The sequence below is a fragment of the Ruegeria sp. CG4 genome (genome assembly GCF_056537185.1).
On the sequence record NZ_JBQFRB010000009.1, the window covers coordinates 145,719 to 171,734 of the forward strand.

The following is a 26,016-nucleotide window of genomic DNA, read 5'->3' on the forward strand; positions in this document are numbered from 1 at the left end:
TATGAGCCTGTTTTCCGTAAAAGACCTGAGCGTCCGGTTCGACACTCCCGATGGCGTGGTCGAAGCCGTCAACGGCATCAGCTTCGACATAAATCCAGGTGAGTGCCTGGGCATTGTTGGCGAAAGTGGGTCGGGCAAAAGCCAGACCTTCATGGCCGCGATGGGGCTGTTGCCATCTGCAGGCCACGCAAGCGGGTCGGCAATGCTGAACGGCAAGGAAATCCTGAACCTGCCGGTACAAAAGCTCAATCAGATCCGTGGAGCCGATGTGGGAATGATCTTTCAGGATCCCCTTACGGCCCTGACGCCGCATTTGCGGGTCGGCCAGCAAATGCGCGAAGTGCTGCAGGTTCACGAAGGCCTGCAAGGCTCGGCCGCTCGTGCCCGGTGTCTGGACTGGCTGGACCGTGTACGCATTCCCGAAGCCGCGCGCCGGTTGGATCAATACCCGCACGAGTTGTCCGGCGGGATGCGCCAGCGTGTCATGATCGCCATGTCGATGCTTTGCAATCCCAAGCTGCTGATCGCGGACGAACCAACGACCGCCCTTGATGTAACGGTACAGGCCGACATTCTGGACCTGATGGTTCGACTGCAAAAGGACGAGGGTACGGCGATCGCGCTCATCACCCATGACATGGGCGTCGTGGCGCGGATGTGCGACCGCATTCAGGTCATGCGGCTTGGTCAATTCGTCGAGGCCGGTGACACCCGGGAAATTTTCCGCGCGCCTCAGCACGAATATACCCGCACATTGCTTGAGGCGATGCCGCGCATCGACGCCGGTGATGCCCCCAAAGCTTTGGCCAAGGTCGAAGAGCCGCTGCTCAAGGTCGATAACGTCAAGGTTCACTTCCCGATCCACGTCAAGGGCGGTTTGTTCGGGCGCAAGGTTCCACTAAAGGCGGTCGATGGTGTCAGTTTCGATATCCGAAAGGGTGAAACGCTGGGCGTTGTTGGCGAGTCGGGTTGCGGAAAATCCACGCTGGCACGGGCCGTACTTCAACTGATCGAGCCCAGCGCGGGTAATGTCAGCTGGCTGGGGCATCCGATCGTCGGACTGAGAAGAGCTGAACTGAACAAGTATCGCAAGGACCTGCAGATCGTGTTCCAGGATCCGCTGGCCAGTCTGGATCCGCGCATGACGATCTCGGCCTCGATTGCCGAGCCGCTGAAAACCTACCGCCCCGACCTGACCGAGCGGGAACGCAAGGAACTGGTCGCCGAGATGATGGAGCGGGTCGGTCTCAAGGCGAACATGATCAACCGTTATCCGCACGAATTGTCTGGCGGACAAAATCAGCGCGTGGGAATCGCCCGGGCGATGATCAACAAGCCAAAGCTGATCATCTGTGATGAAGCGGTTTCGGCTCTGGATGTGTCCATTCAAGCTCAGATCGTGGAATTGTTGCGAGAATTGCAACAAGAATTTGGCCTGTCGATGATCTTCATCAGCCATGATCTGTCCGTGGTGCGCGCGGTGTCGAACCGGATCATGGTCCTGTATCTTGGCCGTATCGTCGAACTGGGCGATGGCGAAGTGATTTGTTCCGATCCGGTTCACCCATACACAAAGTCGCTGATTTCGGCGGTACCGATACCAGACCCCGATGTGGAGCGGACACGCCAACGTCTGAAATTACCGGGAGAATTGCCGTCGCCCATGGATCCGAAGGCGGCCCTGCGGTTTCTGCCCAGTCGCCTGTCGGCCGGTCATTCGGACTATGTTCCGCAACTTAGCGAGATCGCACCCGATCACTACGTGGCCGAACATGATCCGCTGGAGATTATCATGAAGGCGTCCTGATACTGCTTCCGGCGCCTGATTGCAGGCGCCGGGGGTACGTTTTTCTGAACTGGGTTTGGACCGGATGTTTTGACTCCTCCGCATCGAGATGGCACCTTTCCGATCACTTCTAGCCTGGGAATCCGGGCGACGTTGATTGTTCAGGCATTGCAGCCTAAGAGGAGAGACCGGCCTCACCACACTCTGTCGGGCTCGTATTGAATTTGAGAGGTAACATGGCACGTAAGGTCACAAAGGCGATTTTCCCGGTTGCAGGGCTGGGTACGCGATTTTTGCCCGCAACAAAATCAGTTCCGAAAGAGATCATGACTTTGGTTGACCGGCCGCTGGTTCAATACGCCATCGACGAAGCCCGTGCCGCAGGAATTACCGAATTCATCTTTGTCACCTCGCGCGGGAAATCCGCGCTTGAGGATTATTTCGATCACAATCTCGTGCTCGAACAGGAACTCAAAGCCAAGGGCAAGGACGACCTGCTGGAAACCCTGAGCGCAACCAACATGGAAAGCGGCGCCATCGCCTATATCCGCCAGCACAAGGCACTGGGCCTTGGCCACGCGGTTTGGTGCGCTCGGCGTCTGATCGGGGACGAGCCCTTTGCCGTCATGCTGCCCGACGATGTGATCGCGGCGGACAAACCCTGCCTGCAGCAAATGGTCGAGGCCTATGAAGAAACCGGTGGCAACATGGTTGCCGCGATGGAAATTCCCAAGGACAAAACCAGTTCCTACGGTGTTCTCGATGTTGGCGAGAATATCGGTACGGTTGTCCGGACCAAGGGCATGGTCGAAAAGCCGGACCCCGATGATGCCCCGTCCAACCTGGCGGTGATCGGGCGTTATATTCTGGGGCCGTCGGTCCTGTATAACCTCAATCAGAAAAAGAAGGGCAGCGGCGGTGAAATCCAACTGACTGACGCGATTGCCGAAGACATTGTGAACGGTGTCCCTGTTTTTGGATACAAGTTCAACGGTCAGAGGTTCGATTGCGGTTCCAAATCCGGGTTCCTGCAAGCCACCGTGGCCTTTGCGTTGGCACGCAACGATTTGCGCGACGATCTGAGCCAGTATCTCCATGATGTCGTTGTTGCGGGAAAGGCGGCGCAATAGGCTATTGCGCGACCCGAACACCTCTTTCAGGGCAACTGAAATCCAAAGGCAAACGTCATGACAACTGTCCATCCCGTCATTCTTTGCGGTGGCTCCGGGACCCGGCTGTGGCCCTTATCCCGCAAGAGCTATCCCAAGCAATTTGTGCCGCTGCTTGGCGAAACCAGCCTGTTGCAGGATTGTGCCGCGCGGATGTGCGGACCGTCTGACGCGCCTTATGCCAAACCGCTGATCCTGACCAATGAAGCGTTTCGGTTCGTTGTACCCGAGCAGCTAAACGGCATTGGCATCGATCCCGGCCCGGTCCTGATCGAACCCGAGGGCCGCAATACTGCCCCAGCCGTATTGGCGGCTGCGCTATACCTGGCTGCTGAAAACCCGGACGCCATCATGCTTGTCGCCCCTTCCGATCACGTGATCCCGGACAAAGCCGCGTTCCACGCGGCTGTTGCCAAAGGTGTCGAAGCCATCCACGAACGCGGTGATCTGGTGACCTTCGGCATCACTCCGGACCGGCCGGAATCGGGGTATGGGTATCTGAAACTCAGCCATGCCCCGAACGCAGACACCGCAGTTCCGCTGGACCGGTTTGTTGAAAAGCCCGATCTCGAAAACGCCCAGGCAATGGTCGCCGATGGCAGCTATCTCTGGAACTCAGGTATTTTCCTGTTTGCGGTGAAAGACATCATTGCAAGTTTCGAACAACACGCCCCGGACCTGATCCCGCCGGTGCAAAAAGCGGTTACCGATGCGCAGACCGACCTTGGATTTCTGCGTCTCGATGCGACCGCTTGGAGCGAGGTCAACGATATTTCGATCGACTATGCGGTCATGGAAAAAGCAACTAACCTGAGCGTCGTGCCCTATGCCGCTGGCTGGTCTGACGTCGGAAGCTGGTCCGCCGTGCAGGAGTTGAGCAATCCTGACGCCGATGGCGTCGCCACAACCGGAGAAGTGACTGCAATCGATTGCCGCAATGTCCTGATCCGGTCGGAATCCCCGACGCAGGAAGTTGTGGCCATGGGGCTGGAAAACGTGATCACGGTTGCCATGCCCGATGCGGTACTTGTGGCCAGCATGGACAAGGCGCAGGACGTAAAACTGGCCGTCGCTGCACTTAAAGCGAAAGGCGCGAAGCAGGCGGAATCTCTGCCGGTGGATCATCGCCCGTGGGGCTGGTTCGAAAGCCTTGTGATCGGGGACCGGTTTCAGGTGAAGCGTATCCATGTCCATCCCGGTGCCGCGCTGAGCCTTCAGTCACACCACCATCGCTCGGAGCACTGGATCGTTGTGGAAGGCACGGCAAAAGTCACGATTGACGACGACGTGCGCCTCGTGTCCGAGAACCAGTCGGTCTACATCCCGCTGGGTGCCACGCACCGGATGGAAAACCCCGGAAAGGTGCCGATGGTTCTGATCGAGGTGCAGACCGGAACATATCTGGGTGAGGATGACATCATCCGTTACGAGGATATCTACGCGCGCGACTAGGCGACCGATTCTCGCACGCGGTTCCTGGCCCTGTGTCAGGCAACCAGCAGTTAATTAGCAAATCGTTTCGCGGGCGTTCGGCCCGGTCGGACAGGATTCATGTGTGCCACGGCAGGGTGGCGCGCAATGCAATTGTCGGACCGACAGCCACAGGAGGACGCCCGTGTCACAGACCTCACCCCGATTGGACCTGCCATTTCTTCAACCTTCGCAGGCCCAGAAACACGTCACCCATAACGAGGCCCTGCGCCGGCTGGATCTCGTGGTGCAGCTCAGCGTGGTGGCCACCAACGCGACCACGCCTCCCCCGGTTCCGGAGCAGGGCGAGGTTCATGCGCTGGGATCTGCGCCAACCGATGAATGGGCGGGTCAGGCAGGTAACCTTGCAGCCTGGCTGGACAACGCCTGGCACTTCCTTTCCCCCGGCATCGGATGGCGCGCCTGGGATCAGACCGCTGGCCAGATCAGGATTTGGGACGGATCTGCCTGGATTGATCCGCCGGTGGCGACACAGAATCTGAACGGTGTCGGCATCGCCACAAGTTATGACGACATAAACCGCCTTTCAGTGCGCGGCCCTGCTACGCTATTCAGCCATGATGGCGGCGGGCATCAGGTCAAAATCAACAAGGCCGGTTCCGGTGATACCGCATCGCTTTTGTTCCAGTCCAACTGGACCGGCCATGCGGAAATGGGGTTGGCTGGAAACACAGGGTTTTCCATCAAGGTCTCTCCTGACGGGGGCAGCTGGACCGAAGCGCTGCGCCTTGATCCGACCACCGGTATCGCGGACGGCGCCGCCATACAGGCCAGTGCCGACGACACAACGACAGGCCGCCTGATGCGGGCGGACTACGGATATGGTCCGGGCAATTTGCTGGGGTCTGTATCCGAGTCCGGCGGCATTCCAACTGGTGCGGTCATCGAACGGGGCAGTACAGCAAACGGTGACTATGTTCGTTTTGCCGATGGAACGCAGATCTGCACCGCCGCATTGAATGCCGTTGCGTGTACCACCGCCGAAGGGACGATGTTTGCAAGCAATACAGACACCTGGACCTTCCCTGTAAGCTTCGCCCCGGGGTCGGCTCCAGTCATCAGTGGCTCAGGGGGTGCGGCATCCCGGTTTGTGGGCTTCGCTTCGCCTTCAGAAACGCAGGTGACCTACAAGGTACTGTCTGCATCCTCGGATGCAGCCACGCACGCGCCGACGGCCATTGCAATCGGTCGCTGGTTCTGAACATCAGGCTGCCCGGGCCTTAGTCCGGGCAATCACTTTGAACGCAGATCTACGTCGTTCTGTTCAAGAAACCACGCATAAGTTTCGCGCAAACCATCCTCAAGCGACACGCGCGAGCGCCAGCCCATATCGGCCAATCGCATGACGTCCATCAGCTTGCGCATTGTGCCATCAGGTTTGGACACATCCTGTGTGATCCGCCCCTCAAACCCGGCAACTTCGGCCACCAGCACCGCCAGTTCAGCAATCGAGATGTCCGAGCCGGTGCCAACATTGATGTGGCTCAGCATCGGTTGCGTGTTTGCCTCATATTTGTCGCGCGGCAGGTCGAGGACGAACAGCGACGCCTCGGCCATGTCATCCACATGCAGGAACTCGCGTCTCGGTTTTCCGGTTCCCCAGATCACAACCTCTTCCAGCCCGTCGCGCTTTGCCTCGTGAAATCGCCGGATCAGGGCAGGCAGAACGTGGCTGTTTTCAGGGTGGAAATTGTCCCCCGGACCATAAAGGTTTGTGGGCATGACCGAGCGGTAGTCGACACCGTGCTGACGGTTGTAGCTTTCGCACAGCTTGATCCCCGCGATCTTGGCAATCGCATACGGTTCGTTTGTCGGCTCTAACACGCCCGTCAGCAATGCATCTTCCCGCATCGGCTGCGGAACTGCGCGTGGATAGATGCAGGAACTGCCCAGTTGCAGCAGGCTTGTGACCCCGGCCGAAAAGGCCTGATGAATCACATTGCATTCAATCATCAGGTTTTCATAAATGAAATCAGCGGGGTACGTATTGTTGGCGTGAATGCCGCCAACCTTGGCCGCCGCCAAAATGACCACATCGGGTCGTTCAACCTGCATGAATTCCCGCACAGCTGTCTGGTCCGTCAGATTGAGCTCGGCTGACGTTCGGGTCACAAGCTCAATCGCTTCACCCCCAGCCTGACGATCCTGCAACCGGCGCAGGATGGCACCGCCGACCATGCCGCGATGCCCTGCTACGTAGATCTTGCGCATGTTGTCCCCCTCAGCCGTTTTCCAGGCTGACCGGCAGCTCGAATCCGTGCTCTTTCAACAGCGCATGGCGTTTGGCTGTTTTCAGGTCTTCCAGAACCATCTCGGCGCACATTTCCTGCACAGTCAACTCCGGCTCCCACCCGAGCTTCTGTTTCGCCTTTGACGGATCACCCAACAGCGTCTCCACCTCGGCCGGGCGGAAATAACGGGGGTTGATCCGCAGGATGACATCACCGGGCTTCAATGCTGGCGCGTCGTCGCCTTCAATGGCGGTGACCGTCGCAACCTCATCCACCCCTTCGCCCGAAAACTTCAGCGAAATGCCGAGTTCAGCCGCTGACCACTCGATGAACTGACGCACAGAATACTGCTTGCCGGTTGCAATCACGAAATCCTCGGGATTGTCCTGTTGCAACATCATCCACTGCATACGGACATAATCCTTGGCATGTCCCCAGTCGCGCAAACTGTCGATGTTGCCCATATAAAGGCAATCTTCAAGCCCCTGCGCGATGTTGGCCAGACCGCGGGTGATCTTGCGCGTCACGAAGGTTTCGCCTCGGCGTGGGCTTTCATGATTGAACAGAATTCCGTTGCAGGCGTATAGACCATAAGCCTCGCGGTAGTTCACAGTGATCCAGTAGGAATACAGCTTGGCCACCGCATAGGGCGATCTGGGGTGAAACGGTGTCGTTTCCCGCTGCGGTGTTTCCTGAACCAGGCCATACAATTCCGACGTCGAGGCCTGATAGAACCGCGTCTTGTCCTCGAGCCCAAGAAACCGGATCGCTTCAAGCAGGCGCAGGGTGCCGATCGCATCCACATCTGCGGTGTATTCCGGAGCTTCAAAACTGACGGCAACATGAGACTGTGCACCGAGGTTGTAGACCTCGTCAGGCTGCACCTCCTGCATGATCCGGGTCAGATTCGAGGTGTCGCTCAGGTCCCCGTAATGCAAATGCAGCTTCGGGTTTGGTTCATGCGGATCCTGATAAATGTGATCGATGCGCTGCGTGTTGAAGGACGAAGCCCGCCGTTTGATTCCGTGAACCTCATAGCCCTTTTCCAACAGAAACTCGGCCAGATACGACCCATCCTGGCCCGTGATACCGGTAATCAATGCCTTTTTGGTCATATCTGCGCCTCACAAATATCAATGTGTCAGTTTAGCGTCTCAAAAACAGCAAGAAACCATGGAATGCAAGCCAAGGTCACAGTCAGGCATTGAATCCGGCGGAAGATTCTTCGAATGTGCGGTCGCCAGACTTGGTAATTGGTAAGAAGGATTTTAACGAATGCGTATTGCAATGATCGGAACTGGCTATGTCGGTTTGGTATCCGGTGTCTGTTTCTCGGATTTTGGCCATGACGTGATCTGCGTCGACAAGGCCCGGGAAAAAATCGAGATGCTGCAGGCCGGAAAGGTTCCGATTTATGAACCGGGCCTTGATGTGCTTATGGCCAAGAACGTGGCGGCCGGCCGGCTGAGCTTTACCACTGATTTGACTGCAGCTGTCGATGGCGCGGATGCCGTTTTCATAGCTGTGGGGACACCCACCCGCCGGGGCGACGGCCACGCGGACCTGACTTATGTGATGGCCGCCGCAGAAGAGATCGCACAGGCCATAACCGGCTACACCGTTGTTGTCACCAAATCGACCGTTCCGGTCGGGACCAATCGCCGGGTGCATCAGGTCGTTTCTGCCGCAAATCCCCAAGCCGATTTCGACGTCGCCTCGAACCCCGAGTTTTTGCGCGAGGGTGCCGCAATTGACGACTTCATGCGCCCCGACCGTGTGGTTGTCGGCGTCGAAAGCGACCGCGCCGCAGACGTGATGGCCGAAATCTACCGCCCGCTCTATTTGCGCGATTTCCCGATCCTGACCACCGATCTGGAAAGCGCCGAGATGATCAAATACGCGGCGAACGCCTTTCTTGCGACCAAAATCACCTTCATGAACGAAATCGCGGGCCTGTGTGAAAAGGCGGGGGGCGACGTCAAGGAAGTTGCGCGCGGCATTGGCCTGGATGGCCGGATCGGCAACAAGTTCCTGCACGCAGGCCCCGGCTATGGCGGGTCGTGTTTCCCCAAGGACACCGCTGCGCTGGCCCGGATCGGGCAGGAGCATGCGCACCCGATGCAGATCACCGAAACCGTCATTCGCGTGAACGACGAGGTCAAGAAACGCATGATCGGCAAGATCCGGGACGCCTGTGACGACAGTTTCAACGGCAAGACCATCGCCGTTCTGGGCGTGACGTTCAAACCCAATACCGACGACATGCGGGATGCTCCGTCACTGACCATCGTCCCTGCCCTGATCGGCGGTGGCGCAAAGGTCCGCGTTGTTGATCCTCAGGGCCGGTCCGAGGGTGAAGCCCTGTTGCCCGGCGTCGAATGGTCCGACGATCCGTATACCGCGGCAAAGGATGCGGATGCGGTGGTCATCCTGACGGAATGGAACGAGTTTCGCGCACTGAACCTGACGGAACTGGCCGGGACCATGAAAACCGCAAGGATGGTCGATTTGCGCAACGTCTATTCCGGCAGCACCGCGTTGAAATCCGGTTTTGATACCTATGTAGGTGTCGGGCGCTGAACGCGCCCGCCTAATCCATCAGACCTTATCCAACTGTTCCTGCAATTTTGCCAGCTCACCTTCGTGCATCCCAATGGACTGTGCCGGATATGGAAAGGCTTTGGCCTGCACCTCGGATTGAAATTCCTTCAGCGCCACGACCCGCTCGTGATACATCTGCTTGTGCAGACGGCCCAGATTGCCAAAGGCGTGGGCGTGACGCGGAGGATTTTCCGCTTCGCCGCAAATGTCTGCCATGAACAGGAAGATCACGTCACCCGCATTGCCCGACCCCAATGAAATCGTGACGATCGACGTCTTGTCGTTCAGCAAGTTCAACGTGTCTTCGGCGACACATTCGATTTCGCAGGCCATCGCGCCTGCGTCCTCATAGCGCTTGAAGGTCTTGTAGATCTGCATCGCCTCATCGGCGGTACGGCCAAAGGCCCGCAATCCCCCGGCCCAATGGCTGAGCGACGGAACCAGCCCCATATGAACCTGAACCGGAATGCTTTCACGCGCCAGCATTTCCACCACGTCGTACGAGCGGTTGGTGAAATACATGTCCGCGCCCATTTCCATACACTCGATGGCATGGCGCATGATCTCGTCATTGGTGGCGAACTGGCCCCAGTTCATGGCAGTACCTGCAAAATGGTTCGGTGCAATCTCACGCGCCATGTCCAGGTGCACATCCCACAGCGTCAGTAGGTCGATCCCCGCATCGACACAGGCCTGTATTTCGGCCTCGTTCGCCGGGTTGCACATAGTCAAGCGCCGGCCGGTTTTCTTCAGGTCCAGCAGATCCTTGACGGTATAGTTTCGCCGGGCCGGGCGGCGGCCGAAAGTATAGATGTTTTTCATGATCTTCCCTGTTTTCAGATCGCAGTTGCCGGGCCCAATAAGACCCGGCAATACCCGTTTTCGGTTGGCTTACTCGACTGCCCAGATCCTACGGCGGCGTTCCTTGACCATCTCGTTGCCCTCGTCGGTTCCATCATGGAAAGTATTGAACCACTCATCCCACGGCGTTTCCCAGGTGCCGTAATTGCAGTCAAAAAACCTGTGGTGCAGCTGATGAAAAAAGTCTCCGACCAGGAATTTACCCTTGTTGCCGAACTTCACGTGCTCGAACCCGGCATGAGAGGTCGGCGCGCCAATCCCGTGGTGAAACAGCAGAAAGATGGCGTGGATCGGGTGAGACGGCAGCAGGAAGAAAATCATCGTGTCGAACATGAGAAAGAAGCTTTCGACCGGATGCATCGCCAAACCTGACCATGGTCCGGTATTGATGTTGCGGTGATGCCAGGCGTGCACCTTGGTATAAAGCGGGCCGACATGCAGCAGCCGGTGCAGCCAGTAGAAATGGAAACCTGCCCAGATCGGAATGAACACAACCATGGCAATGAACCAGATCGGGTTTCCATCAAAGGTAATCATCGTCACCCAGCCACTGGCGTAGGCATACAGAATGAAGCATTCCCAGAACGTCCAGAATGTCAGCGCCGGACCCAGGGTCCAGAACATGTTGTCCCAGACCTGGTTTTTGAAGGTAAAGACCTTGGCGCCTTTCATCATCGGGCGCATATCATAGCGGTATTCATCCTGCTGGGTGCGGAATTTCCACAAGGCCAAATGCAAGCCGCCTGCAACCACCATAAGGATGCAGAAATTGCGAAACCAGATCTCGGCCACCCAATCCCAGCTCAGCGTTTCGACCCGGGCCAGAGACGGAGTCAGATAGGTCCAAGTGATGATCGCGAAGACCAAAAGCAACGCGCGCAACGCCAGGGGATTCCAGCTTTGCAGCAGGTATCGCAAGGTGGCCAGTGGCTTCATCGGCCAGTCCCAATAGGGCGAGGTCTGAATTGGCAATTGCGGGGTATAGTTCCAGATCTTGCGCTTTGGACGCGGCTGGGGGGGTGAATCCGACATGATGTGGCTCGTCTGTTCAATTTGCTGATCGCCACCTTAGGATCTGTGAGGGAAAGCTCAGAACTTATTGTCTTGCCGGTCAGCCTAAGTTTTGCTTAGCCTGATTTCATGGCAACCCGAATTCCTTCGCTGAACTGGCTGCGCGTTTTCGAAGCAGCAGCACGTACCGAAAGCTTTTCCCGCGCGGCCGCACAGCTGAACATGTCCGCCGCCGCCGTCAGCCAGCAGGTCAAGGCGCTGGAAACCCGCCTTGGTACACCACTGTTTCACCGCCACGCCCACGCAGTGACACTGACCGAGGCAGGCCGCGCCTATCTGCCATCGGTTCAGCAATCGCTGCTGATGTTGGAAACGGCAACGACGGGGCTGTTCGGGGAAACACGGGAACAACGCCTTTATGTTCAATCCGTTCTGCTGTTTGCACATGGGGTTCTTGCCGGTGGTCTGCCCGCCTTTCAGGCGGAGCAACCTCGCATCAACTTGTCACTGTCCACAGGCAACATGATCTCGGATTTCGCAAACCAGTTTTCTGATCTGCAAATCGTGTTCGGCAATCCGGCCCTCTTGAACACCGAATGGGACGAGTTGCTGAAAGAGCGCCTTTTCCCGATCGCTCCGCCAGAGACAGCCGCGCAGATCAGAACGCCCCAGGACCTGTTCAAGTTCACCTTGATCGAGGTCTCAACACACCGCGCAAGCTGGCCGCACCTGTTCGAGGCCCTGCGCCTGCCCGCCGGTCAAGCCCGCTATTTCTTCGCCGACAATTCCCTGATGGCGGCCGAGTTGTCGGCCAGTGGCGGCGGCATTGCGCTGGCCCGCGCGCCCGCATCGGACAGGATAATGCAACTGTCGGGACTTGTCCCCTGCCTGCCCGGTATCAGTGTTCCGGGACAGGAAGCCTATCATTTGATCTATCCATCGCGCACCGCGCTGCGTCCTCCGGCTCGTGTGTTTCGCGATTGGCTGCTGGACTATAGTGCAGCCGTCCAGACGCGGTAACGTCCCTGCCCCGTGACCTCCCGGATCAAGCCGCGACGTGTGAAACGGTCGAGGTTTCTCTGAACCGCCGCACGCGAGGCTTGGGTCAGTTCCTCCGCCAAAGGTGCCGATATCATGGGCCAGGCCGTCAACGCGTCAAGCAATAGCGGAGGCGTCCGGCCGCTCAGATCCTGCGTGGCGTCACGGGCGCGCTGTTCCCACGCGCTCACACGATCCAGATGCAGCAGTGCGGCCAGAACCGCCTGCCCTGCTCCGCTCAGCCATGCCTCCAGTTTTTCTCTCGGCTCGCCAGTCCCGCGCAACGCGCCCGGGCCGGACAACGCAAGTGGAAGAAACAGTGCCCCGCCCCGCCCCATCTTCGCGGCAAGGCGCGCGGCTATGATTGCCGCCTCGGTGTCCTGTCCGATGCCCTGCGCCAGACTGCGCCATGCGTGAAACCCAACTGCTGCCTGCGTTATCGGGTGCAAACTGTCCGTGTTGCGCATGACGTCAGCCAGATCGGCCACTGCTTCGGGTACTTCTTCGACCCCCTGACCCATTCGGTCCAGAAACGCGGTCAATCCAGACTCCCACCCGCCTTCTGACGGGTCGGCACCTGTCGTCAGGCGGCGCACGGCCCAGCCCGCGCGAAACAGGGCCTGAATGTCATCGCCGGTCGAGCCCAGCCGCAAACCGGTCCACAGCGCCAGACGATCGGCGCTGATCCGGTCCCCTGTCCACCAACCCAGGTCAGACACTTCCATCAAGGCCAGACGATGGCCCCATCCTTTGGGCCCTGCCCGCAGACGCTCGTCCAACGCGCCGAAAGTGACCGCGACATCGGCCAGTTCATTGGACAACTCCGACTGCCCTGCATACCAGTCGCGTGGATCGAAAAGCAGGCGCTCCTGTACCCGCGTTCCGGGCGGCAGATAATCCGGAAGCACTTCATCTTCGTCCGGAGGCAGGAACCAAAGGTCTTCGTCCTCGGACGGGTCCGCGTCATAGATACTTGGCGGGCCGAGCGTGTCGGCCTCATCATCCGGGTCAGGCAGGACGGTTCGGGGCTTCATGCCCGCTATTCTTCGGGCAAATTCGCGGGTTCACAAGGCTATTTCGCGGCTCAGCCAGCAAACAGCGCAGTCAACGTGTCCAACTGCCCACCAAGGTCGGTTTGCGCGTCGCTGCCCAGCAGCATGTAACCATAGCCGCCCTGCGCCCATGTGGCCGTGGCCAACCCGCTGAGAACCGCCTGTTCTACGTCCTTATTCGGGGCCGCCGGTCCCTGCCGTATGACACAAAAGGCCAAAGGCTGCCCCTGCGCATCCGCGAATACAATCTGGATCAGAGGTTTGCCCTTGAACGACAGGACCTGCGCCCGCTTCAGATCCAGCCCCGGCAGCGCCTCGAGCGCATCGCGGTTCAGGGACCGTCCAAGCTGTTCCTCGGCCTGTGCGAATTGCACATCCAGCGCGGCAGGAGAGTTGTCCAGCGTTGCAATCGTATCCGGCACGTATAGCGACTGATAGATCGCGGCCTGTTCCGCCCAGCCCATCTCGGCCGGGCGCGTTACCCAGAACGTCGCCGACACCGCAATGACAGCAACCGAAGCCGCAACCGCAAGCAGACGCCATGAGCCAACGACCGACCTTGCAGATGTTGATGCGTAGGTATCCGGCAAATCGACGTGCGGCGCTTGGGAAGGCATCGCCTCGAACACCTGCTTCACCACCGGTGCAAACGGGTCCAGCGCCATCAGACGTTGTTCCAATGTCGGATCATCCGCAACCGCATCTTCGATCGCGCGGGCCTCACCCGCGTCCAGGGTGCCTTCCAGATACGCCATTAGCGTCTCGTCGGAAAACTTCATTTGCCACTCCGTCGAACGACATCCGCCGCGTCTTGCTGCATCACGTTTTTCAGTTTCTGCCGGGCGTTGGAAAGCCGGCTCATGATTGTCCCTATCGGCACCTCCAACAACGCGGCAGCCTCGCGGTAGCTATAGCCTTCGACAAACACAAGCATTACCGTCTCGCGCTGCGCTTCTGGCAGTTGCATCACCTGTGTAAACACTTCAGTGGCGAAAATATTCGTCTCAGAATCGTTTCCCGGTGCAATTAAATCCGCCTCGGGCGTGACCGACAGCGCCTGGGCCTTGCGAACCGATCGCGCGCGCACCTCGTTCAGCCAGATCGAGCGACAGATCGTCATCAGCCAGCTGTCCAGCCGATCATGCGATGTCACCTGATGGTGACGCTCCAGCGCCCGCAGGCATGTTGACTGCAAAAGATCGTCTGCAACGTCCGACGCGCCCGACAATGCCAGACCAAACCGCCAGACACGTTTCGAATATGTCTGGATCGCGCCACGCACGGCCTGTTCGGAACTGATCTCACCACTCATCGAATAATTTGCGACCTGTGTGTGTTTGTTTTTCACGGACCGGGCCCGCGGGGTCAGGATTGACACAGACTCAGGAGGAAAGAAATGAAACTTCTGCTTACAGCAGTCACGATTGCGTCGGCAATTGTTGCAGGCCCGGCGCTGGCGGACAGCTGGACACTGGCCCCGGAAGGCTCGCACCTGGCATATGGCTCGATCAAGAAAGACACCGTGGGCGAGGTCAACAGCTTTACCCGTCTCAGCGGTCACGTCAGCCCGGACGGCAAGGCGGACATAAAGATCGACTTGTCTTCAGTCGAAACGAATATCGACATTCGAAATGAACGGATGATCGAATACGTGTTTCGCAAAGCCGGAATCGCAACGCTGACGGCCCAGTTCGATATGGATGAGGTCTCGGGGCTTGGCGGGGGCGAAACCACCACCATCGATGCCGAGGCCATCTTGTCGCTGGCAGGCACAGACGTCGCGTTCGATGCCGAATTGTTCGTGGCGCGCCTGTCCGAAAATTCGGTCATGGTCTCAACCAACGATATGGTATTCCTCAGCACGGAAGATGCAGGCGTCAACGCCGGAATCGATACGCTGATGGAACTGGCGGACCTGCCGGGCATTACCCGAACCGTGCCGATCACCGCGCGACTGATCTTCAACAAGGACGACAAAAAGGCCGAGGCAGGGCCCTCGGTCCCGGTCACCCTCGCCGCCGTCGAGGGCGATATCAAGGCGGGCAAAAAGGTCTATCGCAAATGCAAGGCCTGTCACCAGTTGCAAGAGGGCCGCCACGGTGTCGGCCCCTCTCTGCACGGGATCATCGGCGCGACAGCGGGTCGGAGCGACGGTTTCAAATACTCCGGCCCTTTGCAGACCTCTGAAATTGTCTGGACGGCAGACGCGCTCAGCGCGTTTTTGTCCGATCCGAAAAACACCGTTCCCGGCAACCGGATGCAGTTTCCCGGCCTGAAGAACCGGACCGACATCACCAATCTCATTGCCTATCTGCAATCTGAATCGCAGGGCTGAACAGAAATCCCGCTTTTCAATCGCCGGGTTGCCACGCTATCCCTTGTGCTGAATTACCGGCACAGGGGACAGGCATGAGCGATACGGTCAAACTAAATCTGGACGACATCCGGCAGCTAAGCTTGAACGTACTCACAAAATCCGGGTTTGGATCGGCCCACGCAGCGGCCATCGCAGACATGCTGACCACTTGCCAGATCGATGATTGCCAGTCGCACGGGCTGTTTCGCCTGTTCATGTGCACCGAGACGATGCAGGCGGGCAAGATCGATGGCCATGCCGCGCCGGTTTTGGCCCCATCGGAAAACGCGATCGTTCGCGTGGATGCCCAGGGCGGCATGTCGCTGCTGGCGTTTCAGCAGGCCTTGCCGGTTCTGATTGAAAAGACCCGCACCCACGGTATCGCCGCGATGGCGATCAATCGATGCTTTCATTTCTCTGCGCTCTGGCCCGAAGTAGAACGCCTGTCATCGGCCGGGCTTGCCGCGATGGCAATGGTTCCCAGCCATTCGTGGGTGGCCCCCGCAGGCGGAACACGCGGCAGTCTGGGCACCAACCCGCTCGCCTTCAGCTGGCCCCGGTCAGGAAAAGATCCGTTCACCTTCGATTTCGCCACCAGCGCCTTTGCCCGCGGTGAGATCGAACTTTATAGAAGGGCAGGAAAACCGCTGCCCGAGGGCGTTGCCATCGACAAAAACGGCAATCCGACTACTGATCCTCAGGCGGCCATGGACGGTGCCATGCTGACCTTCGGCAGCTACAAGGGGTCGGCCTTGTCGATCATGATCGAATTGTTGGCGGGCCCTCTGATCGACGACCTGACCAGTCTGGAAAGCATGGCGTTTGCCGTGGGCGCGGGCGGTGCGCCCTATCACGGCGAGATCATTCTGGCATTTGACCCCGATCAGTTCAGCGGTGGCAAAACGCAGGAAAACGACGCAAGGGCCGAACGTCTTTTTGCCGACATTCTGGATCAGGGCGCGCGGCTGCCGTCGCAGCGGCGATTTGCGGCCCGCGCCCGCAACACTGCACGCGGGTATGTCGAAATCTCCAAAAACCTGTACGACGATTTGCAGGCTTTGTTGTAACTGTAGAGGCGGGTCGTTTTCACCTCTTCCCCTCTTGGGCGGCGCTGGATAAGAAGTCCTTCCAACCGTAGTTCAGGAGGCCTCATTGGACCGCATCGCCCGCACTATCGCTACCGAGATCAACGCGCGTCCCGAACAGGTGGGCGCAGCGGTCAAGCTGCTGGACGAAGGGGCCACCGTGCCTTTTGTCGCCCGTTACCGGAAAGAGGCGACAGGCGGACTGGATGATACGCAACTGCGGGTTCTGTCGGACCGCCTGACCTATCTGCGCGAACTGGATACCCGCCGCGACAGCATCCTGAACTCGATCAAGGATCAGGGAAAGCTGACCGAAGACCTGGCCAAATCCATCGCGCAAGCCGACACCAAAGCGCAGCTGGAAGACATCTATCTGCCCTATAAACCCAAACGTCGGACCAAGGCGATGATCGCCCGCGAAAACGGGCTGGAGCCGCTGGCCGATGCCATTCTGGCCGACCGTTCTACCGACCCCGAAGCCCTGGCCCAAGGTTTTGTGAGCGATGCGGTAGCTACAACTAGGGACGCGCTGAACGGTGCCCGCGACATCATCACTGAACGCCTGACCGAAAATGCCTCGCTGCTGGGTGAGCTGCGCAGCTTCATGCAACGCGAGGCAGTGCTGAGCGCAAAGGTGATTGACGGCAAGCAGCAGGAAGGCGCGAAATTCAGCGATTACTTCGACCATTCCGAGCTGTGGTCCAAAGTGCCCTCGCATCGCGCGCTGGCAATGCTGCGCGCCTCGAAAGAGGGGATCGTGACGCTGGACATCGCGCCCGAACCCGAAACCGGCGCAACACGGGCCGAAGCGATTGTGGCCGCACATCTGCAGACACACAGCGATGGGCCGGCAGATAAATGGCTTCGCAAGGTGGCGGGCTGGACCTGGCGGGTGAAACTGTCACTGTCGATGATGGTCGAACTGATGGCGGACCTGCGCGGCCGGGCGCAGGAAGAGGCCATTCAGGTGTTCTCCCGCAACCTCAAGGACCTTCTGTTCGCGGCGCCTGCCGGCGCACGCGCAACGCTGGGTCTGGACCCCGGAATTCGTACCGGCGTTAAGGCGGCTGTGGTGGATGCAACCGGGAAAGTGGTGGCCACGGATACCTTGTATCCGTTCCAGCCCAAAAACGATCTGCGCGGGGCGCAGGCGGCAATCCTGAACCTGATCTCGGCCCATAAGATCGAACTGATTGCCATAGGTAACGGCACCGCCAGCCGCGAGACCGAGCGATTGGTAGCTGACACGCTGAACCTTTTGCCTAAGACGGTGAAGGCCCCGACAAAGGTTGTGGTCTCGGAAGCCGGTGCCTCGGTCTATTCGGCATCGGAACTGGCCGCGCGGGAGTTTCCCGACCTCAATGTGTCACTACGCGGCGCGGTGTCGATCGCCCGGCGACTGCAGGACCCCTTGGCCGAATTGGTCAAGATCGAGCCGAAATCGATCGGTGTCGGGCAGTACCAGCACGACGTCGACCAGCACCGCCTTTCCCAATCGCTTGATTCCGTGATCGAGGATGTGGTGAACGCCGTGGGCGTCGACCTGAACACGGCCTCGGCCCCGTTGCTGTCGCATGTTTCCGGTCTGGGGCCTGGGCTGGCCGAAGCGATAGTGATGCACCGCGACCTGCATGGCGCGTTTCAATCCCGCAAAGAGCTGCTGGATGTCGCCCGCCTTGGTCCGCGGGCCTTCGAACAATGTGCGGGCTTCCTGCGTATCCGCGACGGGGCCGACCCGCTGGACGCGTCCTCGGTCCACCCCGAGGCCTATGACGTCGCGCGCCGCGTCGTGGCGGCATGTGGACGTGACATTCGGCAAATCATGGGACATGACGGCGCCCTGAATGGTCTGCGGGCCGAGCAATTCGTCGACGACCGCTTTGGCCTGCCGACGGTACGGGACATTTTTTCCGAGCTGGAAAAGCCCGGACGCGACCCGCGCCCAAGCTTTGTGACCGCCTCATTCACCGACGGGGTGGAAGACATCACTGATCTCAAACCCGGCATGATGCTGGAAGGGACCGTCACCAACGTTGCGGCCTTTGGGGCATTCGTGGATATCGGTGTTCATCAGGATGGGCTAGTGCATGTCAGCCAGCTGGCCGACCGGTTTGTCAAAGACCCGCACGAGATCGTCAAAACCGGTCAGGTCGTCAGGGTTCGTGTGGTGGAGGTCGACGTGCCCCGCAAAAGGATCGGTCTGACCATGCGCAAGGACGGAGGAGCCTCTGCGCGTCAGGACCAAACCTCGCGCGGCGCGGGAAAGGCCAGCGGTCAACCAAAACACCGCAACACGCAGCGACCGGGCTCAGGCGGAAACGCGCAGAACGGCGCACTGGGTGATGCTCTGCGCTCTGCGCTCAAAAACCGTTAAACGTCGCTGGCCAGCGTTTCGTGACAAGCTGGTCGCACTGTTATTTCGTGGGCAGGACTTGCCGTTTGTTCTGGGTCGAGTCCTGGCACTCAAATTTGATTTTTTTCGAAAATTAATGGCACACAGAATGACGTTCGGTTTCGGAAACGGTTTCGAATGCCAACAGGTAGATCGTCCAGATATACGCGCGGGTATGATGGCGGAAGCCACCAACAGGCCCGCGCAATTAATTGTTTAACAAAGGTTTGTTATGAGGTTTCCTGTGACTTCTGCGCTTTCTGCTGGCCAGTTGTAAAACCGTTGGATTTGACTCGACACGGCCCCGCACCTTCACCGGTTCGACGGTCACATGACATCGGCGCGAAACGACCCGTTTCCTCAACGCATCCCCGCAATTGACTTTTGCATGGCCACAATCAACGCATCGCGTTTTTGCGACAACTCGCCCGGTGTCATGCCCCTTGCTTCGGCCTGAACGCCCTCGGTCAGTTGTTGGGCGACCTGATCGGACAGATGGATCTGACCCAGATCGTCCCACCAGCCGTTGAACGTATCGGCGAAGTGATCGCAAAATGCCTTCAGCCCACCTTCTCCCGCCCCAAGGTTGAACAGCATGGTCGGCCCCATAGCCGCCCACCTGAGCCCGGGACCGGCCCAGACGGCCTTGTCGACATCCTCGACAGAAGCCACACCCGAGACAACCAGACTGACGGCCTCGCGCCAAATGGCCGCCTGCAGACGGTTGGCCACGTGACCGGGCACTTCCTTGCGCAAACGGATCGTTGTTTTTCCAACGCTTTCGTAGAATCCCTGCGCCGTCTCGACCACCCCGGGGGCCGTTTTGTCGTTTCCCAACACCTCGACCAAGGGGATCAGGTGCGGCGGATTGAACGGATGGCCCAGCACAAAACGCGAGGGATCCTTCCAGCCGGGCTGCATCTGGCCCAGAGTCAGGCCGGACGCCGAACTGGCGACAATTGCACCGGGGGCCAGGGCGGGCTCGATCACGGAAAAGGTTTCATGCTTGACCGGCAGCCGCTCAGGCACGTTTTCCTGCACGAATCCGGCGCCTTCGACCGCGCTGGCCGCGTTTGTATGGAAGGTGATCGCGTCGGGCGTGCCATCTTTGGTCAACCCAAGCTCGGTCATCGTGGGCCACGCCGTTTCGATGTAGTCGCGCACCTTACGCTCAACATCGGAGGCCGGGTCGAACATCGCGACCGAACGGCCGGATGCCAGAAACAAGGCCGCCCAACTGGCGCCGATCACCCCGCCGCCAAGGCAGGCCGTGTGTTTGAACTCCATCAGAACAATCCCGGATTGAGAGGGGATGCGGCGGTCATGCCGCCATCCACAGTAAACAACTGGCCTGTGGCGAAACTCGCTTCGTCCGAGGCAAGCCAGACCGCCATGCTGGCGATGTCTTCGGGCTTGCCGAAACGGCGCATCGCATGTCGGGCAAGCGCATCCTGCCGCGCGGCCTCGGGGTTTGATGCAAGGTCGAAACCTGCATCCAACATGCCCGTTTCGATCCAGCCCGGGCAGATTGCGTTACAGCGTATTCGGGGACCATGATCCACGGCAATCGACCGGGTCAGCCCATGCACAAAGGCCTTGGACGCATTGTAAAGCGCCATCGAAGGATCCGCGACCTGCCCCGAGATCGAGCCGATGTTGATGATCGACCCGCCTTGGGGCATTCGGGGGATATATGCGCGACACATATTGAACACGCCCCGGCAATTGGTCCCGATCACGGTTTCCCAGTCAGCGTCGGTGCTGTCAGCCACCGTTCTTTCGACCTGAACGCCGGCATTGTTGACCAGAATATCCATCCCGTCCGTCGCGCTGGCCAGTTCCTCTACGGCAGCGGCGTCCGTGACGTCCAGCGGGTACCAAGTGACACTGTCTGGCAGCCCTTCGGGCCTCGGGCCACGCCCGCAGGTCGAAACCGTCGCATCCTCGCGCAGAAAGGCCTCGACAATCCCGCGCCCGATGCCTTGGCGGCCACCGGTCACAAGTGCTCTTTTTCCAGCCAGCCGCATCAGTTCGCCACCATTGCCTTGCCACGCGGACATTTTCCGACAGGCCCTAACATTGCGCTGCGCACGATCTCGGCGCCGTCCCGGTTGATATCCAGTTTAGCCGATGGAACGGTCCGGATGATTGCACAACATCGCGATTTCCAAGCACCAAAGAAGAGGCTTCTCGTTTCGTATCCCAACGCTTCACTCATAGTTTCATCTGCTGGACCTGCGCGCTCAGCCCTCCGTCAAGAACCCAAAGCTGGCCGCTGGCATAGCGCGCCTCATCCGATGCCAGCCAGTTGACCAGGTTGGCGATGTCGTCCGGCGTGCCATAGGTGCGCATCGGATGCACATCCCGGACCGACTTCTGCAATTGGTCGATAGTTTTGCCGCCGCCACCCGAACCCTCGCCGGCAAAAAAGCTTTGCAGCATGGGTGTGTCGACATAGCCCGGACAGATTGCGTTGACCCGAATACCTTCGGGCCCGTGGTCGCAGGCCATTGCCCTGGTCAGGGCGTGAACCGCGCCTTTGGTTGCGCAATAGGCAGCCAGTCCCGGGTCGGCGATGAAGCCATCGTAGCTGCCAAAATTGATAATCGATGCCGTCGTCCCAGCGGCAGTGGCTTTTCGCATCAAGGGCAGGGCATGTTTTGACGTCAGGAAGGTGCCGGTCACGTTGACGGCAAAGGACAGGTTCCATTCTTCCAGAGTGGTCTGTTCGATCGTCTTTTCGATCTCGATCCCAGCCGCGTTGACCAGAATGTCCAACTGGCCCGCGTTTTCGGCGACCTGCTCCATAGCCGCAACGGCATCCGCTTCCTGCGTGACGTCGAGTTTGACAAACACGCTGCCGTCGCCGTCATGGGTGGCCAACGATCCCTCGGGCGTCAGGTCAGCCGCATAGACCCGTGCACCTTCTCGCAGAAAACGGGCGACGATGGCGCGCCCGATGCCGCCTCGACCGCCTGTGACCAGCGCGGTTTTGCCCTTCAGCATCATTCTTGGTTCTCCTTCAAAGGTGAAAAGCGGTATCTGGCCGCGGCAACAGTCCAGTCCATGTGATTGCGCACATATTCCTGAGAAGCGTCGCGCGGCGGATTGTAATCCCAGGCCTCACCCGCCCCGGCTTCCATCGCGGCATGAAGCGCATGACGGGATTTTTGTGTTGCGATGATATCCGCACGCAGCTTTTCACTATCCCAGCGCTGGTCGGTTTCGGCGGCGAAGGCAGCAGAATGGGCGGCATAAGCCGGATCGTCCGCGACATTCACCGTTTCCAGTGGATCGACGGACAGGTCGTATAGTTGCGGTGGGTCGGGGTCACAATGGATGTATTTCAGCGGCCCGCGCCGGATCATGAAGACCGGATAAGGGGTCATCTCTGCACAATACTCACCGATCGCTTCGTCGACGATGTCAGCTTCGCCGCGGGCCAGCGGCACGAGTGAGCGACCATCCACCGGTTCGCCAAACATCTCCTCTTGCCCCCCAGCGATTTCAACGAAAGTCGGCAGCAGGTCCAGCAGCGAACAGGCGTTGAGTGCTGTCCCTTGCGCAACACCCGGCCCGGCCATAATCAGTGGGACGCGGGCAGAATGCTCGAAGAAGTTCATCTTGTACCACAACCCCCGCTCGCCCAGCATATCCCCGTGATCGGCGGTCACGACGACGATGGTGTTGTCCAGTTCGCGTATATCTTCCAGCGCCTTCGCAATCGCCCCGACCTTGCTGTCGAAATAGCTGACATTGGCCAGATAGGCGCGGCGGGCGCGGCGCACCTCCTCATCCGTCAGAGAGACATAGCTCGCCTCGATTCCGTCCATTACCCTGCGCGAGAACGGGTCCTGTTCCTCGGGCGTCAGTGAGGTGTCCGGCATCGGAACATCCGCATCCGTATACAGGTTCCACCATTCAGGCTTGGCCACGTAGGGGTCATGAGGGTGGATGAAGCTGGCGACCAGGCAGAACGGCGCTTTGTCCCCGGCCGCCCGATCGCGGCCCCGGTCAATCAGCCAGCGGCGGGCTGCGAACTCGACCTCATCATCGTAATCGGTCTGGAACGTCGCGATGGCTTCGCCGCTTTCCTTGACCGTTTGCATATTGTGATACCACTTGTCGATCCGCTCGTCAGGGGCTTCCCAATCTGGTGTCCAGGCGAAATCGGCAGGGTAGATGTCGGTTGTAATGCGGTCCTGAAATCCGTGTTTCTGATCCGGTCCGACAAAATGCATCTTGCCTGACAGGCAGGTTCGGTATCCCAGCGCCTTAAGGTAATGTGCAAACGTCGGGACCGAAGCGCGAAACTCACTGGCATTGTCATAGGCCGCAATCCTGCTGATCAACTGCCCTGACATGAAGGCAAAGCGGGACGGCGCACACAGAGGAGAGTTGCAGTAAGCCGCATCGAACCGCATACCGCGTGCCGCCAGCGCATCGATGTTCGGTGTCCTGACCGTAGGGTGGCCGTAAGCCCCGCAGAAATGCGGGGCAAGTTGATCGGCCATGACCACAACGATGTTGGGCCGTGTCACGGCGCGGCCCTTGCGTAAGCGTCCAGAACCAGCCCATGGAAGTGATGCACCGCATGTTCGGACTTGCCCGAGCCGCTCGGGTCATGAACAATACGCCCTTGCGTGAAGGCAGGCGTACCCATCCCGCGCTGAACGCTTTCGACGATATCGATGTCTTCGCGCTGCAGAACCTCGTCGAGATAGCGGATCGCCTCCTGCTCTGCCTCGTCCGGTTCCGGAGTTTCGAGGAAGAAGTCATAGGTCTCAAGCGTGCGGTCAGGTCCCACGGGGATGATGTTCAGCACGATCATCGATGACCGGCCCGGGTAACGCATCAGGCAGGTGGTGGGCCACAACCACCAGACGGCATGAGTACGCACAGACGCATTCGACACGTCATAGGCAGAGTTTGCGCTTTTGCCTGCGTCGGCCATATGGCTGGAATAGATGCCGTAGGTTGTAACCTTATAGGTGTCCATATCCACCAGATCGCAAAAATCCTTATGCGCGGTCGGGCAGTGATAACATTCAAGAAAATTGTCGACGACGTTCTTCCAGTTCGACTTGATGTCATAGGTCAGGCGATGGCCAAAAGTCAGCTGTTCAATATCCGGGGCCCAATGGCGAATTTCCGTTTCAAGGTTGCCCGACACTTCGCGCAGGGGGCGCGCTTGGGGGTCCAGGTTGACATAAACGAAACCTGCAAATTCTTCGACTTGCACTTGATCAAGGCAAATGTCCCGGGTGCTGAACCCGGTCAGGCTTTCCGTTTCGGGCGCGCGCACCAATTGGCCGTCCAGCTTGTAAACCCAGGCGTGGTAGGGGCACATAATGCGGGTCGTTTCCCCCTCACCCGACAGCAGGTGATGCGCGCGGTGCTTGCAGACATTGTAGAATGCCCGCAATTCCCCCTCGCGGTCGCGCACGACGGCAATGGGCCGACCGGCGATTTCAACCGTCACATAAGATCCTGGCGCGCGCAGCTTTTCGACGTGACATACCCATTGCCATGTCTTGGCAAGGATTTCATTCAAATCCACCTGATGCCAAACCGGATCAACATAGGCCTCGGCCTTCAACGAGCTTGTGTTGAATGGATCTGGACTGAAGCCATCGGAAATCCGCTGGAATTGTTCTTGGGTTGGCAGCTCGTTCATTGGTAACTCCAAGATTTCGGACCCGCGCGGTCCGGTGGACTGGCTTGCGAAGCGTATGATCCTTTGAAATCAACTCACGCTGTTGATTTTTTTCGCCTCTCAAATGACTATTTTCGCCATCCGCAGAGTTGTGCATCAAGACTGCCTGGGCTTGCGATGCATCGGCCAAGCCCGGTATTCAAACGGGACCCGCCCCTCGATCCGATCCTGACTGGGCGGCAAGCCAAACCTGTCTCTGTACGAGCGGCTGAAATGCACCGGGCTGGAAAACCCCGATGCCATTGCAATCTCGGAAATCGGCATTTCTGTTTGCGTCACAAGCCCCCGCGCCCGGTCCAGCCGGATATCGCGATAATAAAGCGCCGGAGTTTTCTTGATAAAGGTGGCAAACATCCGATCAAGTTGACGGTGCGAGACACCCGCGCGCCTGCATATCTCGGGGATAGACACCGTTTCTTCCAGATGTGCCTCCATGATCTGGATCGCAGATTTCAACGTCGCCGGAACAACCGCCCCTAAAGGCTCGCTGCCTTCAGGTTGCTGCATCGAAGCGGGGCCCCGCAAGCGGTCGTGAAAAATGTATCTGGCGGCCGCGTTGGCCAGCGCGCTGCCGTGAATACCCTGCAGTATCTGCAGCGCAAAATCCACCGAAGCACTGCCGCCGCAGCACGTGATTCGGTTGCCGTCTAAAACGTAAAGGTTCTCAACCACTTCCACGCCTGGAAACAGTTCCTGAAATGCGTCGATATGTTCATAGTGAACAGTCGCCCGACGACCGGAAAGCAATCCGGCCTGCGCCAGAATGAACGCACCCGTATCCAGTGCGCCCAGCGTTACGCCACCTCGCGCCCAACCGCGCAACGTATTGCCGATCTTGGGCGTCAGATGTTTTTCCGGGGTCCAGCTGGTCGAAACGATCACGATATCCCGCTGACCTGCAGCGCTTTGATCGATCGCCTTGGTTTCAATCCCTGCACCATTGCTTGAGGTGCAATATCCACCGGATTCTGAGACAAATTCCCAACTGAAATAAGACCGTCCGTCCAGGTAATTTGCCGCACGAAACGGGTCAATAAAGCTCATGGTTGCGGACAAATTGAAATTTGGCGCAACAATCACCAACAATCGGGTTTTGCCATCCATAGTCTTCACGGTCGCGTTTTCCGGCCACAAATCTCAATCGACGTACGATCGCTCTACCTTCGACCTGCGGGTGTGGATTTGCAACGCTGCCCACCCCAAAACCTATGGATTTGGGGTGGGCGA

At 58.8% G+C, this 26,016-nt stretch carries 22 protein-coding genes; 9 read left to right on the forward strand and 13 right to left on the reverse strand.

Features of this window, described 5'->3' with window-relative positions; all coding sequences use genetic code 11:
- Window position 1 precedes the first annotated feature (1 nt).
- The 4 genes from ACR0J2_RS19870 to ACR0J2_RS19885 all read left to right on the forward strand — a co-directional run bounded on the left by ACR0J2_RS19870 (window position 2) and on the right by ACR0J2_RS19885 (window position 5,647).
- Window positions 2-1,807, forward strand: a complete 1,806-nt coding sequence (locus ACR0J2_RS19870; protein WP_170807537.1) for an ABC transporter ATP-binding protein — start codon at window positions 2-4, stop codon at window positions 1,805-1,807.
- A 215-nt stretch (window positions 1,808-2,022) separates the two neighbouring features.
- The gene (galU, locus tag ACR0J2_RS19875; protein ID WP_170681231.1) at window positions 2,023-2,916 is read left to right on the forward strand and encodes a UTP--glucose-1-phosphate uridylyltransferase GalU; all 894 of its coding nucleotides are present in this window, start codon (window positions 2,023-2,025) and stop codon (window positions 2,914-2,916) included.
- A 57-nt stretch (window positions 2,917-2,973) separates the two neighbouring features.
- Window positions 2,974-4,407, forward strand: a complete 1,434-nt coding sequence (locus tag ACR0J2_RS19880; protein ID WP_480813590.1) for a mannose-1-phosphate guanylyltransferase/mannose-6-phosphate isomerase — start codon at window positions 2,974-2,976, stop codon at window positions 4,405-4,407.
- A 163-nt stretch (window positions 4,408-4,570) separates the two neighbouring features.
- Entirely contained in the window at window positions 4,571-5,647 is a 1,077-nt protein-coding gene (locus ACR0J2_RS19885) for a DUF2793 domain-containing protein (protein WP_480813591.1), read from the forward strand.
- A 32-nt stretch (window positions 5,648-5,679) separates the two neighbouring features.
- Here the strand turns inward: ACR0J2_RS19885 and fcl are convergent, their stop codons facing one another.
- Both fcl and gmd read right to left on the reverse strand, forming a co-directional pair.
- A complete protein-coding gene (gene fcl, locus ACR0J2_RS19890; RefSeq protein WP_480813592.1) occupies window positions 5,680-6,657 on the reverse strand; it encodes a GDP-L-fucose synthase in 978 nt (325 codons plus the stop codon).
- Window positions 6,658-6,667: 10 nt separating this feature from the next.
- Window positions 6,668-7,792: a GDP-mannose 4,6-dehydratase gene (gene gmd, locus ACR0J2_RS19895; protein ID WP_480813593.1), complete on the reverse strand. Its 1,125-nt coding sequence runs from the start codon at window positions 7,790-7,792 to the stop codon at window positions 6,668-6,670.
- Window positions 7,793-7,952: 160 nt separating this feature from the next.
- Between gmd and ACR0J2_RS19900 the strand changes: the two genes are divergently transcribed.
- Entirely contained in the window at window positions 7,953-9,257 is a 1,305-nt protein-coding gene (locus ACR0J2_RS19900; protein ID WP_170619394.1) for a UDP-glucose dehydrogenase family protein, read from the forward strand.
- An 18-nt stretch (window positions 9,258-9,275) separates the two neighbouring features.
- Here ACR0J2_RS19900 and ACR0J2_RS19905 read toward each other — a convergent pair whose 3' ends face one another.
- Both ACR0J2_RS19905 and ACR0J2_RS19910 read right to left on the reverse strand, forming a co-directional pair.
- Window positions 9,276-10,100: a 3-methyl-2-oxobutanoate hydroxymethyltransferase gene (locus tag ACR0J2_RS19905; RefSeq protein WP_480813594.1), complete on the reverse strand. Its 825-nt coding sequence runs from the start codon at window positions 10,098-10,100 to the stop codon at window positions 9,276-9,278.
- Between the two features lie 69 nt (window positions 10,101-10,169).
- Entirely contained in the window at window positions 10,170-11,171 is a 1,002-nt protein-coding gene (locus ACR0J2_RS19910) for a sterol desaturase family protein (protein ID WP_480813595.1), read from the reverse strand.
- Window positions 11,172-11,279: 108 nt separating this feature from the next.
- Here ACR0J2_RS19910 and ACR0J2_RS19915 point away from each other — a divergent pair, with 108 nt between their 5' ends.
- On the forward strand, window positions 11,280-12,170 hold the full coding sequence (locus ACR0J2_RS19915) for a LysR family transcriptional regulator (protein ID WP_170807531.1): 891 nt from the start codon (window positions 11,280-11,282) through the stop codon (window positions 12,168-12,170).
- On the opposite strand, the gene ACR0J2_RS19920 is transcribed toward ACR0J2_RS19915, so the two are convergent.
- Genes ACR0J2_RS19920 through ACR0J2_RS19930 form a run of 3 tightly spaced genes read right to left on the reverse strand, consistent with a single transcriptional unit; the run spans window position 12,143 to window position 14,552 of the window.
- Window positions 12,143-13,222 (reverse strand): helix-turn-helix domain-containing protein, encoded by a 1,080-nt coding sequence (locus ACR0J2_RS19920; protein ID WP_480813596.1) that lies wholly within the window; start codon window positions 13,220-13,222, stop codon window positions 12,143-12,145. The genes ACR0J2_RS19915 and ACR0J2_RS19920 overlap by 28 nt on opposite strands.
- A gap of 50 nt (window positions 13,223-13,272) precedes the next feature.
- Window positions 13,273-14,019 (reverse strand): hypothetical protein, encoded by a 747-nt coding sequence (locus ACR0J2_RS19925; RefSeq protein ID WP_480813597.1) that lies wholly within the window; start codon window positions 14,017-14,019, stop codon window positions 13,273-13,275.
- A complete protein-coding gene (locus ACR0J2_RS19930; RefSeq protein WP_480813598.1) occupies window positions 14,016-14,552 on the reverse strand; it encodes an RNA polymerase sigma factor in 537 nt (178 codons plus the stop codon). Before ACR0J2_RS19930 ends, ACR0J2_RS19925 begins: the two co-directional genes overlap by 4 nt.
- A gap of 84 nt (window positions 14,553-14,636) precedes the next feature.
- Between ACR0J2_RS19930 and ACR0J2_RS19935 the strand changes: the two genes are divergently transcribed.
- The 3 genes from ACR0J2_RS19935 (at window position 14,637) to ACR0J2_RS19945 (ending at window position 19,055) form a co-directional block, all read left to right on the forward strand.
- Window positions 14,637-15,575: a c-type cytochrome gene (locus ACR0J2_RS19935; protein WP_480813599.1), complete on the forward strand. Its 939-nt coding sequence runs from the start codon at window positions 14,637-14,639 to the stop codon at window positions 15,573-15,575.
- A gap of 74 nt (window positions 15,576-15,649) precedes the next feature.
- On the forward strand, window positions 15,650-16,663 hold the full coding sequence (locus tag ACR0J2_RS19940) for an Ldh family oxidoreductase (RefSeq protein ID WP_480813600.1): 1,014 nt from the start codon (window positions 15,650-15,652) through the stop codon (window positions 16,661-16,663).
- A gap of 85 nt (window positions 16,664-16,748) precedes the next feature.
- The gene (locus tag ACR0J2_RS19945; RefSeq protein ID WP_480813601.1) at window positions 16,749-19,055 is read left to right on the forward strand and encodes a Tex family protein; all 2,307 of its coding nucleotides are present in this window, start codon (window positions 16,749-16,751) and stop codon (window positions 19,053-19,055) included.
- A 378-nt stretch (window positions 19,056-19,433) separates the two neighbouring features.
- Here the strand turns inward: ACR0J2_RS19945 and ACR0J2_RS19950 are convergent, their stop codons facing one another.
- From ACR0J2_RS19950 to ACR0J2_RS19975, 6 genes are all read right to left on the reverse strand, one after another.
- A complete protein-coding gene (locus ACR0J2_RS19950) occupies window positions 19,434-20,360 on the reverse strand; it encodes a 3-hydroxyacyl-CoA dehydrogenase NAD-binding domain-containing protein (protein ID WP_170611410.1) in 927 nt (308 codons plus the stop codon).
- Window positions 20,360-21,133 carry an SDR family NAD(P)-dependent oxidoreductase gene (locus ACR0J2_RS19955; RefSeq protein WP_480813602.1) on the reverse strand — a complete coding sequence of 258 codons (774 nt, stop codon included), beginning with the start codon at window positions 21,131-21,133 and terminating at the stop codon, window positions 20,360-20,362. Before ACR0J2_RS19955 ends, ACR0J2_RS19950 begins: the two co-directional genes overlap by 1 nt.
- A 154-nt stretch (window positions 21,134-21,287) precedes the next feature.
- Window positions 21,288-22,082, reverse strand: coding sequence for an SDR family NAD(P)-dependent oxidoreductase (locus ACR0J2_RS19960; protein ID WP_480813603.1), 795 nt, complete (start codon window positions 22,080-22,082; stop codon window positions 21,288-21,290).
- The gene (gene betC, locus ACR0J2_RS19965; protein WP_480813604.1) at window positions 22,079-23,614 is read right to left on the reverse strand and encodes a choline-sulfatase; all 1,536 of its coding nucleotides are present in this window, start codon (window positions 23,612-23,614) and stop codon (window positions 22,079-22,081) included. The genes ACR0J2_RS19960 and betC overlap by 4 nt, the downstream gene beginning before the upstream one ends.
- A complete protein-coding gene (locus tag ACR0J2_RS19970) occupies window positions 23,611-24,750 on the reverse strand; it encodes an aromatic ring-hydroxylating oxygenase subunit alpha (protein WP_480813605.1) in 1,140 nt (379 codons plus the stop codon). Before ACR0J2_RS19970 ends, betC begins: the two co-directional genes overlap by 4 nt.
- A gap of 135 nt (window positions 24,751-24,885) precedes the next feature.
- Complete coding sequence (locus tag ACR0J2_RS19975) at window positions 24,886-25,893, reverse strand: GlxA family transcriptional regulator (RefSeq protein WP_480813623.1); 1,008 nt, start codon at window positions 25,891-25,893, stop codon at window positions 24,886-24,888.
- Between the last annotated feature and the right edge of the window lie 123 nt (window positions 25,894-26,016).